Source organism: Bacillus sp. JJ1521 (genome assembly GCF_036965165.1).
In the GTDB taxonomy this organism is placed as follows: Bacteria; Bacillota; Bacilli; order Bacillales; family Bacillaceae_L; genus Ferdinandcohnia.
Genome location: NZ_JBALOX010000074.1, coordinates 23,762 through 39,063 on the forward strand (window position 1 = coordinate 23,762; position 15,302 = coordinate 39,063).

Sequence of the window (15,302 nt, forward strand, 5' to 3'; positions counted from 1 at the left end):
TCAAATGAGCTCTTCCTTACACAAACGCAAGCTTAGTTGGAATCTTTGGATCGGTATCATACAAATCAAATTGTTCTCCAACAACATACCCTTTGCTTTCCAGGGTTTGCTTAACTGACATACGTGCTAATTCTTTTAAATTATTGTCCTTACTTAAATGGGCCAAATAGATTCGTTTCGTGCGGTCTCCGATAACATCTGACATCGCAAGTGCAGCATCCTCATTCGAAACATGCCCGACGTCACTTAAAATACGTCGCTTAATGCTCCATGGATAATGACCCATTTGAAGCATCGAGACATCATGGTTGCTTTCGAAAACATACGCATCCGCATTTTCAATCGTACCCTTCATACGGTCACTCACATAACCTGTATCCGTAATTAAAACAACCTTTTTCCCATCATGATGAAATGAATAAAACATCGGTTCAGCCGCATCATGTGAGACGCCGAACGATTCTACATCCATATTTCCAAATGTCTTTACCGTCCCCATTTGAAAAATGAACTTCTGCTCTGTTGGGATTTCTCCAATATTGTGCTCCATTGCCTTCCATGTCTTTTCATTAGCATAGATGGGAAGCTTGTACTTTCTAGCAAGTACCCCAAGCCCCTTAATATGGTCACTATGCTCATGTGTCACAAGGATCCCTGAAAGATGCTTAATCTCTTTGTTAATTTCCTTAAATAAAAGTTCTAGTTGTTTACCACTTAATCCGGCATCTACAAGCAAGGAATGCTTGTCTGTCCCAACATAGAACGCATTTCCCGTGCTCCCGCTTGCAAGCACACTAAAATGCAACCCCATAGTCCTTCACTCCGTCTTTTTAATAATTTGTCCTTCAATGGCATTCACATAAATTTCTATCTCATCATCAATGACAACATGCCAAGTCGGTGCCAATAGTTGTGATTCTGAATATGGAAGCAGTGGGTAATACCCAATTTCCACTTTAGACACATGACTGCCTGATTTTAAATGGTGATTATTTAAAAGGTTTGCTAAAGTCTTGAGTGGTGGGATTAACTCCTCCAGCTCATACTCTTGAAACTCCGGGATTACTGTTTGCTCATACGCTATAGCTTCATGGTCGTCATTCACATATAAATATATGACCCCACTAATATTGAGAGACTGGCCAAACACCTTGTAATTATTATGTTGTTGGACTAAAACGATAGTACCTGCCTCTTCGTCTACACTCCAAACCGTATATTTCTCACCAGCAAGCAAATGTTCCTTCACAAATTGCTGAATTTTCATGTGGTCGGTTAACGATATTTTAATAGGTTCCTTAAATTCACCCTTTAACACACCAGCGGTTTCAATATTAACCACTTGGTTTTTAAGACTTTTTACATCGTCCTCTGTAAAAGTCTGAACCTTTCCACTGATATAGCTTAATTCCTTCGGTTCCTTCGGTAAGGCCTCGTACGTAATATCCTCATTCGCTAGCTCTTCATCATTAGTCATTTCCGCAAGGGCATCTATTTGGCTGCTATCCCTTTTCTGAGCAAGCTGATATCCTAAAAAGATGTTGAGAATCAGGAAGACAATAATAAATAAAGACTGAGTTTTACTCCAATCCATCTTCATGCCCCCTTATTTCCTCATCCTTTATATCAACCTTTGACCAACTTCCATTATACCTGTATGACCAAACCGGTTGAAGTGAAAAAAACTGGGGATTATCTTCATTCTCCATCATCTCATATGCAACCGTCACACTATCAAGCAGTTCAGGATTAAAATTCGGCAAAGTGGTAATTGTCTCCATTACTTTTTCACCCTTGTGAAGCTTCGTATCATCTAGAGGCATACCAATTTGTAGGTGGATTAAGGGATGTTTATATTTCACAATCTCATTATTTTCCCAATGCTGTGTGATATCCGTTAGTCCCCTGCTACTAAAGACCGGAATGTTTTTGACATATAATTTAAACACAGTCGTTTGGCTCTCTTTATTCCAGCTAAAAAAGCGATAGTCGTCTGTCCAGCCAACATGTTCATTAACAAAATCGATGCTTGTCTGAATTAAATCTGTCGTGTCTGTCTGATTCCCGCTCATTCTCGTTGGATTAAAGAATTCAATATACTTCTTATTGTTATAGACTCTGAGAAGTTTTGTACCATCCGTATAAACCTCACCTGTTGTGAGCATATCTCTTTTTACAAGGTTTGGATCTGTAAATAAACCATCAATAAAGGTATTTATATTTATCGTATCGATAAAATAGTCAAGACGATTTACAAACGTTTCATCTTTTGGTAAAAAGACAGAGTTCGTGTCGGAAAGTTCATATTCGATCTGTTCGGGATATCTTGTCGCCGTTGTATAGAAGGTTCCTTTAAAATCCCTCGTAAACCTGCTCTCAATCCGGCCTTCATACACCAAGTTATCTCCTGTTGACACAAAGTACACAATTCCTTCCCCACGATCCTCTGAATTCACATCTATTACAATTCGATCAAATGAAATCAAAGAGTGTTCTTTATCATTAATGTTGATAAACGATTTATAAAGCTGCAAAGGAAATGGGTCAGGGAAGAATATTTCAACATGTCCATTTCGACTCAAAAAGTTCGCTACCCCATTTTCTTGGACTGTATGTGTAATGTTTTGAACCTCGTGAACCTCCCATGGGCTGATCTCTTTCATAACTCGATTTAACTCTGTCTCATTAAAGGTTCCAAAATGTTGACCCTCAATATGATAGAGAATTTTACTTGGTTTAATGATTTGAGACGTTTCCTTTGTAAAATTTTCGTTTACTTCATCCATTAAATCATCTGTTGCCAGTTTTTTGTATTCGGGCTGATAGGTCCACAAAGTCCACGTCAGAACGATGCTTGAAAGCACCAAGACGATTAATATGGTCGTTTTAATTGATTCATACTTCATCCCAATCATCCTCTAGCCCTTCTTGATTTTCATCAGTTGGTAGAGTAAAGAAAACAGTTGTTCCAACCCCTTCTTCACTTTCAGCCCAAATTCTACCTCCATGAGCAGCAACCATTTCTTTGGCAATGGCGAGTCCTAACCCTGTTCCTCCTAATTTACGGGTACGTGCTTTATCTACGCGATAAAAACGGTCAAAAATACGATTAATATTATCTTTAGGAATCCCAACACCCTGGTCACTTACACTAATCACAATTTGATTATTTGCCTCAACCACTTGGAAGATAACCGTACCTCCCTCTGGTGAGTATTTCAAAGCATTTGAAATGATATTATCAAGCACCTGTGTAATCTTGTCCGGATCCATTTCAAGATAAATTGGCTTCTCCGGTAAATTACGTACGAAGGATACATGCTGCTCTTTCGTCATTTCAAAACGGTCAATAATTCTATGGAAGTATTTAATAAAGTTGATTAAGTCCTTTGTTAATTGGTAGTCCTTGCTATCAAGTTTTGATAGCTTTAGCAAATCATTCACGAGTCGAATCATTCGCTCAGTCTCTGTTTGTGTGACATTTAAAAATTGAGGCGCAATTTTTTCGTCTTTCCATGCACCATCTGCTAATGCTTCAAGATAACTCCGCATTGTCGTTAATGGTGTTCTTAATTCATGTGATACATTCGCAACGAACTCTCTTCGTTCACTTTCAATCTTTTCTTGCTCAGTGACATCATATAAAACGGCAATTAACCCATTAATAAAGCCTGACTCCTTCTTAATAACCGAAAAGCTAACCTTAATAATGTATTGCTTTTTATGGGTACTAAAATCAAGTATTTCCGTATCAATATCATGAACAAGCTGCTCAAACGTATATTGTTCATCTAATCCCAAGATGGATACAATGGATTGATTTAGAACTGTTTCACGTGAAACATCCAGCATGTTGACTGCGGGCGTATTAATCAAAATAATTCGGCCTTTTTTGTCTGTAGCAATGACCCCATCTGTCATATGTGCCAATACAGAGGAAAGCTTCCGTCTTTCACCTTCTGTCGTTGCCTGCGCATCCTGAATTTTATTGGATAAATTATTAAAGGTCATCGCTAGTTGACCAATCTCGTCACGGCCAAATACTTTTACCTTCTTCGAATAATTTCCTCTTCCCAATTCCACAACATGCTTCCTCATCGCAGAAATCGGTCTAGTAATGGTTTGTGCAACAAAGATTCCTAGTATCGCAGTAATTGCCATCGCAATCCCTGTCCCTGTTACAAAAATATCGTTGATTTCTTTAATGTCATCATAGACATTTTCCATCCTGCCGATTAAATAAATAGCACCAATGATGTCTCCATTTGAACGAATCGGGGTTGAGGAAATATATACACGATCAACGGACTTTTCATCTAAACGTACGCCATCCGGATTGTCACCAAGTAATAACGTACGTTTGACCAAATCATAATTGGCTTTTCGTCCAACAATACCTTGGTTGTACGGATCTGAACTTCCGATCACACGGCTTTTATTATTAATTACCTGGATTTCCTGAATATCCTCTGACTCATAGTCTTGTAAAATGTTCCGGATGTCCTTTTCTAAAGTTGAGGGATCCTCCCTCTCCTTCATCATTTCCTGCTCCATGCTAAACGATAGCATATTGACGCGTTCATTTAACGATACTTTAAAGTTTTCTACTAATCGCAGCTCCAATTTCCCAATAAAATATACACCGATAATTTGCATCGCAATTAAAATGAGAAGCAAATAAATGAGTGCAAATTTAAAGTGAATGGACTGGAAAAAAGCTAGTCTTTTCATTTTTGGATTTACTCCTGATCAGGGTTTCGTAAATAATAGCCCACTCCACGTCTTGTTACAATCCACGTTGGATGACTTGGGCTGTCTTCAATTTTTTCCCGTAAACGACGAACGGTTACGTCTACTGTTCGGACATCCCCGAAATAGTCATAGCCCCATACGGTTTGTAATAAATGCTCTCTTGTCATAACCTGGCCAAGGTGCTTGGCTAAATAATGCAAGAGTTCAAATTCACGATGGGTTAATTCAATCGTTTCACCACGTTTACTTACGACATATGCATCCGGATGGATGACAAGCGAACCTACCGTGATTTCACTTGATGTATCCTGGCTAACGGCCTCCGAGATTTGTTGGTGTCTTCGTAGATTTGCTTTTACACGAGCAAGCAGTTCTCTTGTACTAAATGGCTTTGTTACATAATCATCTGCGCCAAGCTCGAGTCCTAATACTTTATCAATTTCAGAATCCTTTGCCGTTAACATGACAATTGGCATATCATGTTTCTTTCGTATCTCACGACATACCTCCATACCGTCTTTATGAGGTAGCATGATATCAAGAAGAATAAGATCAGGGTCCACTTCTTCTACTTTTTCTAATGCTTCTTTGCCATCATAGGCACAAATCACCTTATATCCTTCTTTTTCAAGATTAAACTGTAATATATCCGCAATTGGTTTCTCATCATCAACTACAAGAATTACTTTTTCCATTTGCATTTTCTCCTTCACTTTGAAATAAACGCACTTTTAAGAAGTCTCCATATATATAGTTCGAATTGTCCTTATTATTTTGCTCCTTTATCTCTAACTTTAGCAGAAAAAGGGAGGTATATCATTAAATGTGTTAAAAAAAACAGTGATATAGGCCTTCCGTCCATCCTTCATCATTCTTTATACTTATGAAAAAACCTTCAGCATCATGCTGAAGGTTTTGAATCTAATTATTTATAGATAATCTAATGGGTTTTTTAAGGCCCCATTTATATATACTTCAAAATGTAAGTGAGTTCCTGTAGAGTTACCAGTTGACCCCATTACACCAATTTGTTGACCTTTTGACACGGTTTGTCCAACACTTACATTGATGGAAGACATATGAGCATAAACTGTTTTCATTCCATTGTTATGGTTAATCACAATTTTATTGCCAAAACCTCCATCATATCCAGCTTCAACAACTGTTCCGTTATCAGCTGCCTTAATCGCATAATTGCTAGGTCTTGCAATATCAATACCTTTATGGAGACTTCCCCATCTATATCCAACATGACTAGAAATATAACCGCCAACTGTTGGCCATGCAAGCTGACCAGATCCTCTAGAAGGAACAACCTTTGTTCCTTTTTCGATAATCTCTGACACTGGTTCTTTGATGATAACTTCATCAAGCTTATTCGTTTCGGTTGTCACGCCATTGATCGTTTTATATTCATAGTGAACAGTCTTTTCACCATCTTGACCTTCTTGGGTTACTTTTCTGTCACCTTTAAACATATTTGGATTATCATTAATCTTCGTTTCAAACTTAATTGTTTCTTTTTGGTTCTGCTCTTTTTTAACAGCAACTGTTAAAAATGGTTTATATGCTGTTACATTTAACTCTTGTCCAATTTGAAGCAGAGCATCTGCTGTCATCCCTGGGTTTAACGCTAATAAATCAGCTGTCGCTAATTCATGGGCTACTGCAATCGAACCTAGAACATCCCCTTCTTTGACCTGATACTTTTTCTCTTCTAAAGTCCCCTTTTGAAGCAATGTAACAGTATCAACTGGGCTATGAACTTGTTCTGGTGAAATTTTTTCATCAGAAGTTGAAACTTTTTCTACAAATGAAACGTCTAATAAACGAGATTGTCCTTCAGCTAATGCTGGTAAAGGTTCTTCAGAGTTTGATCTAGCCTCAAGCTCCTGCAACTCTTCTTCGTTTACATATTGTAATTTTAGTTGTTTAAGAGCTTCATTTGCATCTTCCTCATTCTTAAGGTATGCAACTGGCTCTCCGTCAATTATAATAGCCTTTGCTTCTGCTGCAATTTCAAGTTCGATCTCTAGCTTCTTTGCAGCTGTTGTATTATTAAATGTCGGAAGAAAAGCTTGTTCTTCAATAACGGATACATTATCTGCAACCAAGGATAATCCTTGATACTGATCCTTTAAAGAATTGACCTTCTGATCAATTGCTTTTTCAACGACATTTTTGTTATCTACTGTTCCAACTCTTTTGCCATCTATGTATACGTGATACACGGTTTGGATCTTTGTATCGGCTGATACTGTTCCAAATACGAGTGTAGAAAGTGCGACAGATGTAATGGCAACTCGTTTAAATAACGTCATGTATGTTCTTGGTGCTTTTTCTTTTTTATTTTGGTTTGACACGGTCTTTCCTCCCTAAACAAAGGTTGCTTGTCCGAAATACTCGTTCCTCTCACCCTGTGAGTTGAAAAGCGTTGTCTTACAAAATACGCCAAGACGTATTCGATAGTTCGACAAATCTCTCTATTTTACACTTTACTAATTTACCATAGAATTTGAAAAAAAGTATACTAGTTTCCAATATGTAATACAAATGTAGTATTACTGTCATATTTTTACACTAAAATTGTTGGATTTTGACATCGACTTAGTTCTTTCCTCTTATAAAACCATGCATTATTTAAGGACTTCTGTCGATTTTCCACATCGAAAGGCACATTTGTAAAAAATGGCGTAGCTGAAATGGCATAAGACGAAAAAAGACGCATCACATAAGTGACACGTCTTTTTAGTCTAGTTCCAGGCGCCATCGGCTCGAGGCTATAAGCCAATCGCTTCGGAAGGTAAACTGCACCTTCTGTCAGCGCTCGTCTTATGCTTGACTTGTACAGGAAGTGCTGACATCGACGTTTGCCACAGGACGTAGCGGTAGTTAGTCGATGTTCCTCATACTGGGCGCCTTGCGCTTTTTTCGCATTATGCACCTGGTGGCATATCTGTATCATCAAACCTTCGTTCGAGATTGACGAATTTATTGTATTCCTTTACGAATGCCAGTGATACTGTTCCAACTGGACCGTTACGTTGCTTAGCAATAATGATCTCAATGATGTTCTTATTCTCTGATTCTTTGTCATAATAATCGTCACGGTATAAGAAGGCTACAATATCCGCATCCTGCTCGATACTTCCTGATTCACGAATATCTGACATCATCGGACGCTTGTCCTGTCTTTGTTCAACTCCACGGGAAAGCTGTGATAAGGCAATAACCGGAACCTTTAATTCACGAGCTAAAGCTTTTAAGGAACGTGAGATTTCAGAAACCTCTTGTTGTCGGTTTTCGCCACTTCTACCGCTTCCTTGGATTAACTGAAGGTAATCAATCAGAATCATCCCTAATCCACTTTCCTGCTTAAGTCTACGGCATTTTGAACGAATCTCATTCACTCGAATACCTGGAGTATCATCAATATATATTCCTGAGTTTGATAAGCTCCCCATTGCCATCGTGAGCTTTCCCCAATCCTCAGCTGTTAATGACCCTGTACGTAGGTTTTGAGCGTTGATGTTTCCTTCTGCACAAAGCATCCTCATTACGAGCTGCTCAGCACCCATCTCAAGGCTAAATATCGCAACATTCTCATCTGTCTTTGTTGCCACGTTTTGTGCAATATTAAGGGCAAAGGCTGTCTTACCAACAGATGGACGGGCTGCCACGATGATTAAATCATTTCGTTGAAACCCTGCTGTCATTTTGTCCAGTTCAGAAAACCCTGTTGGGATTCCTGTAATATCGCCTACACGATTATTAAGTGTTTCAATATTATCATAGGTTTGGACAAGTACATCTTTAATATTTTGGAAAGCACCCGCATTTTTACGGTTCGCTACTTCCATAATATTCTTTTCAGCCTCACCTAAAAGTGCATCCACTTCATCTTCGCGTGAATAACCATCGGTTGCGATCGTTGTTGCAGTACGAATGAGTCGGCGTAAAATGGACTTTTCTTCAATGATTCTTGCGTAGTATTCTATATTGGAGGCTGTTGGTACGGATCCTGCCAAATCACTTAAGTAGGAAACTCCACCAATTTCATCTAAAATTTTCGCATCCGCTAACTCCGAAGTAACCGTAACAAGGTCAACCGGTTCACCTTTATCTGAGAGACTTAGCATCGCGTCAAAGATCTTCTGGTGGGCTGTCCGATAAAAGTCTTCTGGAATCAATAATTCTGAAGCAAGAGTTAGCGAGCTCGGTTCTAGAAAAATTGCACCTAAAACGGCTTGCTCCGCCTCTATGTTTTGCGGAGGAATACGATCAGCAAAAATGTCACTCAACTATTCTCCACTCCCTTTATTTATATGAATTTATGTTTATTGTCTAGCTCCAGGCACCATCGGCTCTCTGGTCTAAGCCGATAAGCAGGCACCTTGCGCTTTTCTTAGTCTATTTATCTATTATACTTATTTCGGAATGAAAAAGCTTGTTATACGAAAAAAATGTGGTCTTGTATGATAACAAAACCACATTCTTTATTTTATCTGTTTCCTCTATTCCATTTCAATGGAAATTACTGTTCTTTGACTTGTACCTTCACAGTTGCTGATACTTCTTGATGTAATTTGACAGGTACATTTGTATAGCCTAACGCTCTAATTCCATCAGGAAGGTCAAATTTACGCTTATCGATTTTGATTCCATGCTTTTTCGTAAGCTCATCGGCAATTTGCTTACTTGTTACGGAACCGAATAAACGTCCGCCCTCACCCGCTTTTGCTTGCAATTCAACAGTTAGAGTCTCAAGCTTTTCTTTCAATTGCTTTGACTGCGCTAATTCTTCTGCCGCTTCTTTTGATTCCTTATTTTTCTTTGCTTCTAATGTTTTCATGTTTGCTGGTGTCGCTTCAATAGCGAGGTTTTGCTTGAGTAGGAAATTGTGTGCATACCCATCAGATACGTTCTTCACTTCTCCCTTTTTTCCTTTACCTTTTACATCTTTTAAGAAAATAACCTTCATTCCTTGGTACCTCCCTCTAAATACTCATCTATGACTAAAAGTAGTTGTTCTTCTGCTTCTTCTATCGTTGTATCATCTAACTGTGTAGCCGCATTTGTCAAATGGCCACCGCCACCTAGGCCTTCCATAATCAACTGTACATTGATCTCTCCTAATGAACGAGCACTGATCCCAACTCGTGAGTCGTGCCTCATCGAAATCACAAATGACGCGACTACATCGTTCATTGTTAGCAATGTATCTGCTGCTTGAGCAATCATCACTTGGTCGTAAGTCTCATTTTCATTTCCTTTTGCAATCGCAATTCCATTTTTATATATAAACGCTGACTCAATAAGTCTTGAGCGCTTTTTAAAATGATCCATGTTTTCCTTTAGGAACTTCTGAACAAGAACGGTGTCCGCACCTTGAGCACGTAGATAGGATGCTGCATCAAATGTTCTTGATCCTGTCCGAAGTGTAAAGCTCTTTGTATCTACAATAATCCCCGCAAGTAATGCGGTTGCTTCAAGCATATCAATTTTCTTCCGCTTTGGCTGATACTCAAGTAGCTCTGTAACCAACTCTGCTGTTGATGACGCATACGGCTCCATATAGACGAGTAATGGTGATTGAATAAATTCCTCGCCTCGACGGTGATGGTCAATGACCACCACTTTATCAATTTTTGATACAAGTTTTTCCTCAATAACGAGCGATGGCTTATGTGTGTCAACAACAACGAGTAGCGTGTCATTTGTAGCAATTTCAAGCGCTTGTTCCGGTGTAATAAAATACGACCAAAGCTCCGTATTTTCCTTCACTTCCTCAAGTAGTCGCCCTACGCCTGAATCGATTTCATTCGGATTTAAGACAATGTATCCATCTTTGTGGTTCATTTGTGCCACCTTTAAAATTCCAATAGCAGCCCCTACTGCATCCATATCAGGGTATTTATGGCCCATTATGATGACTTTATCACTGTCTGAGACAATTTCCTTTAAGGCATGTGAAATCACGCGTGCGCGGACCCTAGTCCGTTTTTCCATTGGATTCGTTTTGCCACCATAAAACTTAACCTTTCCATTCGGAAGTTTTATCGCAACTTGATCTCCACCACGTCCCAATGCTAGGTCCAAACTTGATTGTGCGGCAGCCCCTAACTCCGGTAGGGTTGGAACTCCAATTCCAATCCCAATACTTAGGGTTAATGCTACACTCTCCTTCGCTGTTGTTTCCCTCACATCATCCAAAATGGTAAACTTTGTTTTTTCAAGATTTGATAAGATCTCTTCGTTTAACACAGCAATAAAACGTTCTGACGATGTTCTTTTTAAAAATACGCCATGTTCATTTGCCCATTCATTAAGGATAGATGTAACCTGGCTATTTAACGAACTTTTTCGTTGATCATCCATTCCCTGTGTTACTTCATCATAATTATCTAAAAAGATAATTCCTAAAACGGTTCGCTCCGCTTCATACAATTGCACAATTTCCATTTGTTCCGTTACATCAAAGAAATAAAGCAAGCGTTCTTCTCTCTTTATTATGACTTTGAATTTCTGCTCATTTAACGTTATCGTATCACTTTCGATCTCTTGTTGTATTAAGGGAACAATCAGTTCCTCGACCTCGTAAAGGGATCTTCCTACTAATGAATCTGCATCCAAACAGTTAGATAAATAGGCATTCGCCCACTCGACCTGAAACTCCTCATTATAAAGCAAAATCCCAATTGGCATTTCCATTAATGCCTCTTCGCCAACCTTTTTTAAGCGATACGAAAGGGTTGAGATATAATGCTCCATTTCCTTTTTTAGATGTGAGTTTGCTTTGTATAAAAAATACACAATGAATCCAAGGAGCAGAAAACATGCTAACCCAATTACCCATTGAAAATAAATAAGAATTGCACTAAAAATACTTGTAATCACAAGCAATGCATATAAGGGATAGCGAAATAACTTCCTTTTGTAAAAGTCTGGCATGTAATTTTCAGCTCCTAAAGCTTTGTTTTACTTCTTTTCTCTTATTCGTTGTCGCAGTTGGAATCCTAAGTCAATTATACCTAAGATTCGAATAATATAAAGGAGAAATGGTGTTAGAATTGTCAGCACAATTGGCACTGCCTTTGGAATTCTTTTTTGATGGCAGAAGTAATAAATAAATGATAATCCTTGAATGACCATGAGCATCTGCAAAACAAAAAATAAATTTAAAAAGGCCGTATACCCAAACGTACCCTTATCCAGTTCAACAAAGCTAAAAAGTAAAATCAGTAAATAATACCATAAGATACTCTTAGGAAAGGTGATCTCACGAAAAGGCGGGAACGGATTCATTTTCACTTGAAGTCGTACAAGCACTGGTTTCATTGCCACAACCGTAACAAAGGCTAAAAACATAGCAATCAATACAAACATACTTGGGATCATGTATTGCATCATGTCAATGGAATCTTCCAGTTGCTTAATAGCCTCTGTATTTACATCTCCCCCTGTTGCCCTCATTATACTCTCAGCCATTGCAAAAGATTCCCGCGAGCTTTCTCGGATCATGTCAATGACATCAATTTGCAGGACCACAATCGCTGTTACATAAAGCAAAACGATTGAGAACAAATAGGATAAACAGGATCCTAAAAATAGTTCAATTCCACTTCTTCCCCTGTTAATCAATTCACCTAATAAGATACCTGTTATTCCAAACATTAGCGTATGTAATATCCCAATGACAGAACCGAATAACCCCGATAATAAAAAAGCAATGAGAATAAATAGTAATGATGGCTTTACCCTATACCTCACTGTAAACAGGATAAATGGAACGGGCAAAAAAAATAAAAGCACGATTCCAAGTAGTGGAACATATAAAGCAACAAGTAACAGTACACTATATATTGCTAAAAGCATACCGCCTTCTGTTAATATTTTTGCATTTTTCACCTTTTCACCTCAAATTAAATAACACACACCTTTTTTACAATCACTTTCTATTTTAAAGTTTTACGATAAAGTCTTCAACCTTTCAGGACTATGAAAACTAGAAAGCGAAACTTTTTGTTTTACTTTTCCCTATTTTCCATTATGATAGTAGTTATATAAGGAAACGTAACCACAAGGGGAGCAAATTTGCTGAGAGTGAACATTTAAGTTCAGACCCTTCGAACCTGTTAGTTAACACTAGCGTAGGGATGTGGAGTTATTTTGAGAACCAATACTTTTATTAAAGTTGTTCTCCTTGGGGTACGTTATTTTACAACATACTTTAAGGGGGATTTTTTTATGAGAAATACAAGATTACAGGCAATGATTGAAGCAGCTATTTTTGCTGTATTGGCGCTTGCATTGGACATTTTTGTACCATCCATTAAAATCGCTACTATATCAATTTCTTTTGCAATGGTTCCCATATTTATTATCGCATTAAGATGGGGATTCAAAACAGGATTTCTGTCAGGATTAATATGGGGGTTATTACAGCTTGTATTTGACCCTCAAATTATTCATCCGTTACAAGGTTTTATTGAATTTGTTATTGCATTTCCTTTTATAGGTTTTGCTGGCTTATTAAAAAACCCAGTTCAAAGGACTTTAATCAATAATAAAAAGGGATTAGCTATAGGTATTATTGTCATTGCAATATTCATAGGAAGTGTAGCGCGTTACTTCTGGCACTTTCTTGCCGGATTCATCTATTGGGGCATGTATGCACCAAAAGGAATGGACCCAGTGTTTTACTCCTTTACGTTTAACAGTATTGCAATGCTAGGATCCTTTATTGCATGCTCCATAGTTTTGATTTTACTTATCGTAGCTTCACCACGCTTTTTCATTCAAAAGGAAACTATGTAATTATATATTTGCCTCTTTTAGAGGCTTTTTTATATGTTTCCTTTTACGATAATCAAATAGACGAACTCCGTTTGAAATTATGATGTCTTGTCCTTAATGAGTAACCAACAAAAAGTAAAATAAGCGTAGGTTTTCCGATTAAATGCAGAATGGAGCTCGTTTCAGGGGATATGAGCGGAGATATTCCGACAATGCAAAGAAAAATCCCCCATTCTTACGGTTTTCGAGCCAATAGGCGGAAACTCTCTGTCTATTTAAGCTTTATTTAATATAAATTACTAATTAAGCGGAATTTTTACGTCTATTTATCAGTCTGGGGGCTTATCTAAATATCGTGTTATTGAAATAATATTAAAACAAATAAGGCACCCAAATCATTATGATTGGGTGCCTTAAATTTAAATTATTACTCACCAGATACATATGGTAGTAATGCCATTTGACGAGCACGTTTAATAGCAATTGTTAATTTACGTTGGTATTTCGCACTTGTACCAGTTACACGACGAGGTAAGATTTTACCACGCTCAGAAACGAATTTTTTAAGTAAATCTACTTCTTTGTAATCGATGTGTGTGATTCCATTAGCTGTGAAGTAACACACTTTACGACGCTTTGCACGTCCACCTTTACGTCCGCCTGCCATTTATTTTCTCCTCCTTTTCAATTTAAGATTTTATCGATTAGACTTACAAGTTAGAATGGAAGATCATCATCTGAAATATCAATGGGTTGTCCATCATTAGCAAATGGATCTTGGTCTACTCTTGTAGGTCCTTGGTTTTGATTTGGGTTCTGACTCTGTCCAAATGGAGAGTATCCACCTTGGCCACCGCCTTGGTTTCCACCCTGGTTGCCTCCATAGCCACCTTGATTGCCCCCTTGATTACCACCATAGCCTCCGCCATAGTTTCCACCAAAGTTTCCTCCACCGCTGCGCTGTTGGTCATTCGCATTTCTAGGTTCAAGGAATTGAACACTTTCTGCTACAACCTCAGTAACATATACGCGTTTGCCATCCTGGCCTTCATAATTTCTTGTTTGAATACGACCATCAACGCCAGCTAAGCTTCCCTTTTTCAAGAAATTAGCGACATTTTCAGCTGGTCGGCGCCAAATCACGCAATTAATGAAGTCAGCTTCACGTTCACCTGACTGATTCGTAAATGTTCTATTCACTGCAAGTGTGAAGGTTGCAACTGCAACTCCACTTGGGGTATATCGTAATTCCGGATCCTTTGTAAGTCTCCCAACGAGAACTACGCGATTCATCATCAGAACCATCTCCTTAACAGGATATTGAAACAGAGTCTATACTCTAAAAAATTCTTATTCTTCTTCTTTAACAATGATATGACGGATAATGTCTTCACTGATTTTCGCTAAACGATCGAATTCGTTAACAGCTTCAGAGTTAGACATTACGTTAAGAATCATGTAATAACCATCGCGGAAATCATTGATTTCATAAGCTAAACGGCGCTTACCCCATTCTTTTACGTTTGTAATCTCCGCACCATTATCAGTTAGAACGCCATTAAAACGCTCAACTAAAGCCTTTTTCGCTTCATCTTCAATGTTTGGACGGATAATATACATAACTTCGTATTTTCTCATCACATTACACCTCCTTTTGGACTAACGGCCCTTTATCTAAAAAGGGCAAGGAGCAATTATTTTAATTACTCACAGAAAAAGATTATACCACATTAATAATTTGCAGGCAAGAAATG

14 protein-coding genes and 1 riboswitch are annotated in these 15,302 nt (G+C 38.2%); of the genes, 1 reads left to right on the forward strand and 13 read right to left on the reverse strand.

Annotation, left to right across the window (positions count from 1 at the left end; genetic code table 11):
* Nucleotides 1–16 precede the first annotated feature (16 nt).
* From V7147_RS12135 to V7147_RS12180, 10 genes are all read right to left on the reverse strand, one after another.
* A complete protein-coding gene (locus V7147_RS12135; RefSeq protein WP_335368122.1) occupies nucleotides 17–811 on the reverse strand; it encodes an MBL fold metallo-hydrolase in 795 nt (264 codons plus the stop codon).
* A 6-nt stretch (nucleotides 812–817) separates the two neighbouring features.
* Complete coding sequence (locus tag V7147_RS12140) at nucleotides 818–1,594, reverse strand: two-component system regulatory protein YycI (protein WP_335368123.1); 777 nt, start codon at nucleotides 1,592–1,594, stop codon at nucleotides 818–820.
* Nucleotides 1,581–2,906 carry a YycH family regulatory protein gene (locus tag V7147_RS12145; RefSeq protein ID WP_335368124.1) on the reverse strand — a complete coding sequence of 442 codons (1,326 nt, stop codon included), beginning with the start codon at nucleotides 2,904–2,906 and terminating at the stop codon, nucleotides 1,581–1,583. The genes V7147_RS12140 and V7147_RS12145 overlap by 14 nt, the downstream gene beginning before the upstream one ends.
* Complete coding sequence (walK, locus tag V7147_RS12150; protein ID WP_335368125.1) at nucleotides 2,896–4,731, reverse strand: cell wall metabolism sensor histidine kinase WalK; 1,836 nt, start codon at nucleotides 4,729–4,731, stop codon at nucleotides 2,896–2,898. The genes V7147_RS12145 and walK overlap by 11 nt, the downstream gene beginning before the upstream one ends.
* 8 nt (nucleotides 4,732–4,739) lie before the next feature.
* Nucleotides 4,740–5,447 (reverse strand): response regulator YycF, encoded by a 708-nt coding sequence (yycF, locus tag V7147_RS12155; protein WP_335368126.1) that lies wholly within the window; start codon nucleotides 5,445–5,447, stop codon nucleotides 4,740–4,742.
* Nucleotides 5,448–5,681: 234 nt separating this feature from the next.
* Nucleotides 5,682–7,115, reverse strand: coding sequence for a M23 family metallopeptidase (locus V7147_RS12160; protein ID WP_335368127.1), 1,434 nt, complete (start codon nucleotides 7,113–7,115; stop codon nucleotides 5,682–5,684).
* Between the two features lie 573 nt (nucleotides 7,116–7,688).
* Nucleotides 7,689–9,053 (reverse strand): replicative DNA helicase, encoded by a 1,365-nt coding sequence (gene dnaB, locus V7147_RS12165; protein ID WP_335368128.1) that lies wholly within the window; start codon nucleotides 9,051–9,053, stop codon nucleotides 7,689–7,691.
* Between the two features lie 233 nt (nucleotides 9,054–9,286).
* Nucleotides 9,287–9,733, reverse strand: a complete 447-nt coding sequence (gene rplI, locus V7147_RS12170; RefSeq protein WP_335368129.1) for a 50S ribosomal protein L9 — start codon at nucleotides 9,731–9,733, stop codon at nucleotides 9,287–9,289.
* Nucleotides 9,730–11,703, reverse strand: a complete 1,974-nt coding sequence (locus V7147_RS12175; RefSeq protein WP_335368130.1) for a DHH family phosphoesterase — start codon at nucleotides 11,701–11,703, stop codon at nucleotides 9,730–9,732. The genes rplI and V7147_RS12175 overlap by 4 nt, the downstream gene beginning before the upstream one ends.
* A gap of 27 nt (nucleotides 11,704–11,730) precedes the next feature.
* On the reverse strand, nucleotides 11,731–12,660 hold the full coding sequence (locus V7147_RS12180) for a YybS family protein (RefSeq protein WP_335368131.1): 930 nt from the start codon (nucleotides 12,658–12,660) through the stop codon (nucleotides 11,731–11,733).
* A 164-nt stretch (nucleotides 12,661–12,824) separates the two neighbouring features.
* Nucleotides 12,825–12,926, forward strand: a riboswitch (TPP riboswitch).
* A gap of 73 nt (nucleotides 12,927–12,999) precedes the next feature.
* Here V7147_RS12180 and thiT point away from each other — a divergent pair.
* Entirely contained in the window at nucleotides 13,000–13,569 is a 570-nt protein-coding gene (gene thiT / locus V7147_RS12185) for an energy-coupled thiamine transporter ThiT (protein WP_335368132.1), read from the forward strand.
* A 406-nt stretch (nucleotides 13,570–13,975) separates the two neighbouring features.
* Here the strand turns inward: thiT and rpsR are convergent, their stop codons facing one another.
* Genes rpsR through rpsF form a run of 3 tightly spaced genes read right to left on the reverse strand, consistent with a single transcriptional unit; the run spans nucleotide 13,976 to nucleotide 15,186 of the window.
* On the reverse strand, nucleotides 13,976–14,215 hold the full coding sequence (gene rpsR / locus V7147_RS12190) for a 30S ribosomal protein S18 (protein WP_335368133.1): 240 nt from the start codon (nucleotides 14,213–14,215) through the stop codon (nucleotides 13,976–13,978).
* Nucleotides 14,216–14,265: 50 nt separating this feature from the next.
* Nucleotides 14,266–14,844, reverse strand: coding sequence for a single-stranded DNA-binding protein (gene ssb, locus V7147_RS12195; RefSeq protein WP_335368134.1), 579 nt, complete (start codon nucleotides 14,842–14,844; stop codon nucleotides 14,266–14,268).
* A gap of 54 nt (nucleotides 14,845–14,898) precedes the next feature.
* On the reverse strand, nucleotides 14,899–15,186 hold the full coding sequence (gene rpsF / locus V7147_RS12200; RefSeq protein WP_335368135.1) for a 30S ribosomal protein S6: 288 nt from the start codon (nucleotides 15,184–15,186) through the stop codon (nucleotides 14,899–14,901).
* Nucleotides 15,187–15,302: the final 116 nt, after the last annotated feature.

Bases quoted from the DNA above. Each gene is read 5' to 3' on its own strand.
- V7147_RS12135 (WP_335368122.1), bottom strand. From the start codon at position 811: ATGGGGTTGCATTTTAGTGTGCTTGCAAGCGGGAGCACGGGAAATGCG.
- V7147_RS12140 (WP_335368123.1), bottom strand. From the start codon at position 1,594: ATGGATTGGAGTAAAACTCAGTCTTTATTTATTATTGTCTTCCTGATT.
- V7147_RS12145 (WP_335368124.1), bottom strand. From the start codon at position 2,906: ATGAAGTATGAATCAATTAAAACGACCATATTAATCGTCTTGGTGCTT.
- walK (WP_335368125.1), bottom strand. From the start codon at position 4,731: ATGAAAAGACTAGCTTTTTTCCAGTCCATTCACTTTAAATTTGCACTC.
- yycF (WP_335368126.1), bottom strand. From the start codon at position 5,447: ATGGAAAAAGTAATTCTTGTAGTTGATGATGAGAAACCAATTGCGGAT.
- rplI (WP_335368129.1), bottom strand. From the start codon at position 9,733: ATGAAGGTTATTTTCTTAAAAGATGTAAAAGGTAAAGGAAAAAAGGGA.
- V7147_RS12175 (WP_335368130.1), bottom strand. From the start codon at position 11,703: ATGCCAGACTTTTACAAAAGGAAGTTATTTCGCTATCCCTTATATGCA.
- thiT (WP_335368132.1), top strand. From the start codon at position 13,000: ATGAGAAATACAAGATTACAGGCAATGATTGAAGCAGCTATTTTTGCT.
- rpsR (WP_335368133.1), bottom strand. From the start codon at position 14,215: ATGGCAGGCGGACGTAAAGGTGGACGTGCAAAGCGTCGTAAAGTGTGT.
- ssb (WP_335368134.1), bottom strand. From the start codon at position 14,844: ATGATGAATCGCGTAGTTCTCGTTGGGAGACTTACAAAGGATCCGGAA.
- rpsF (WP_335368135.1), bottom strand. From the start codon at position 15,186: ATGAGAAAATACGAAGTTATGTATATTATCCGTCCAAACATTGAAGAT.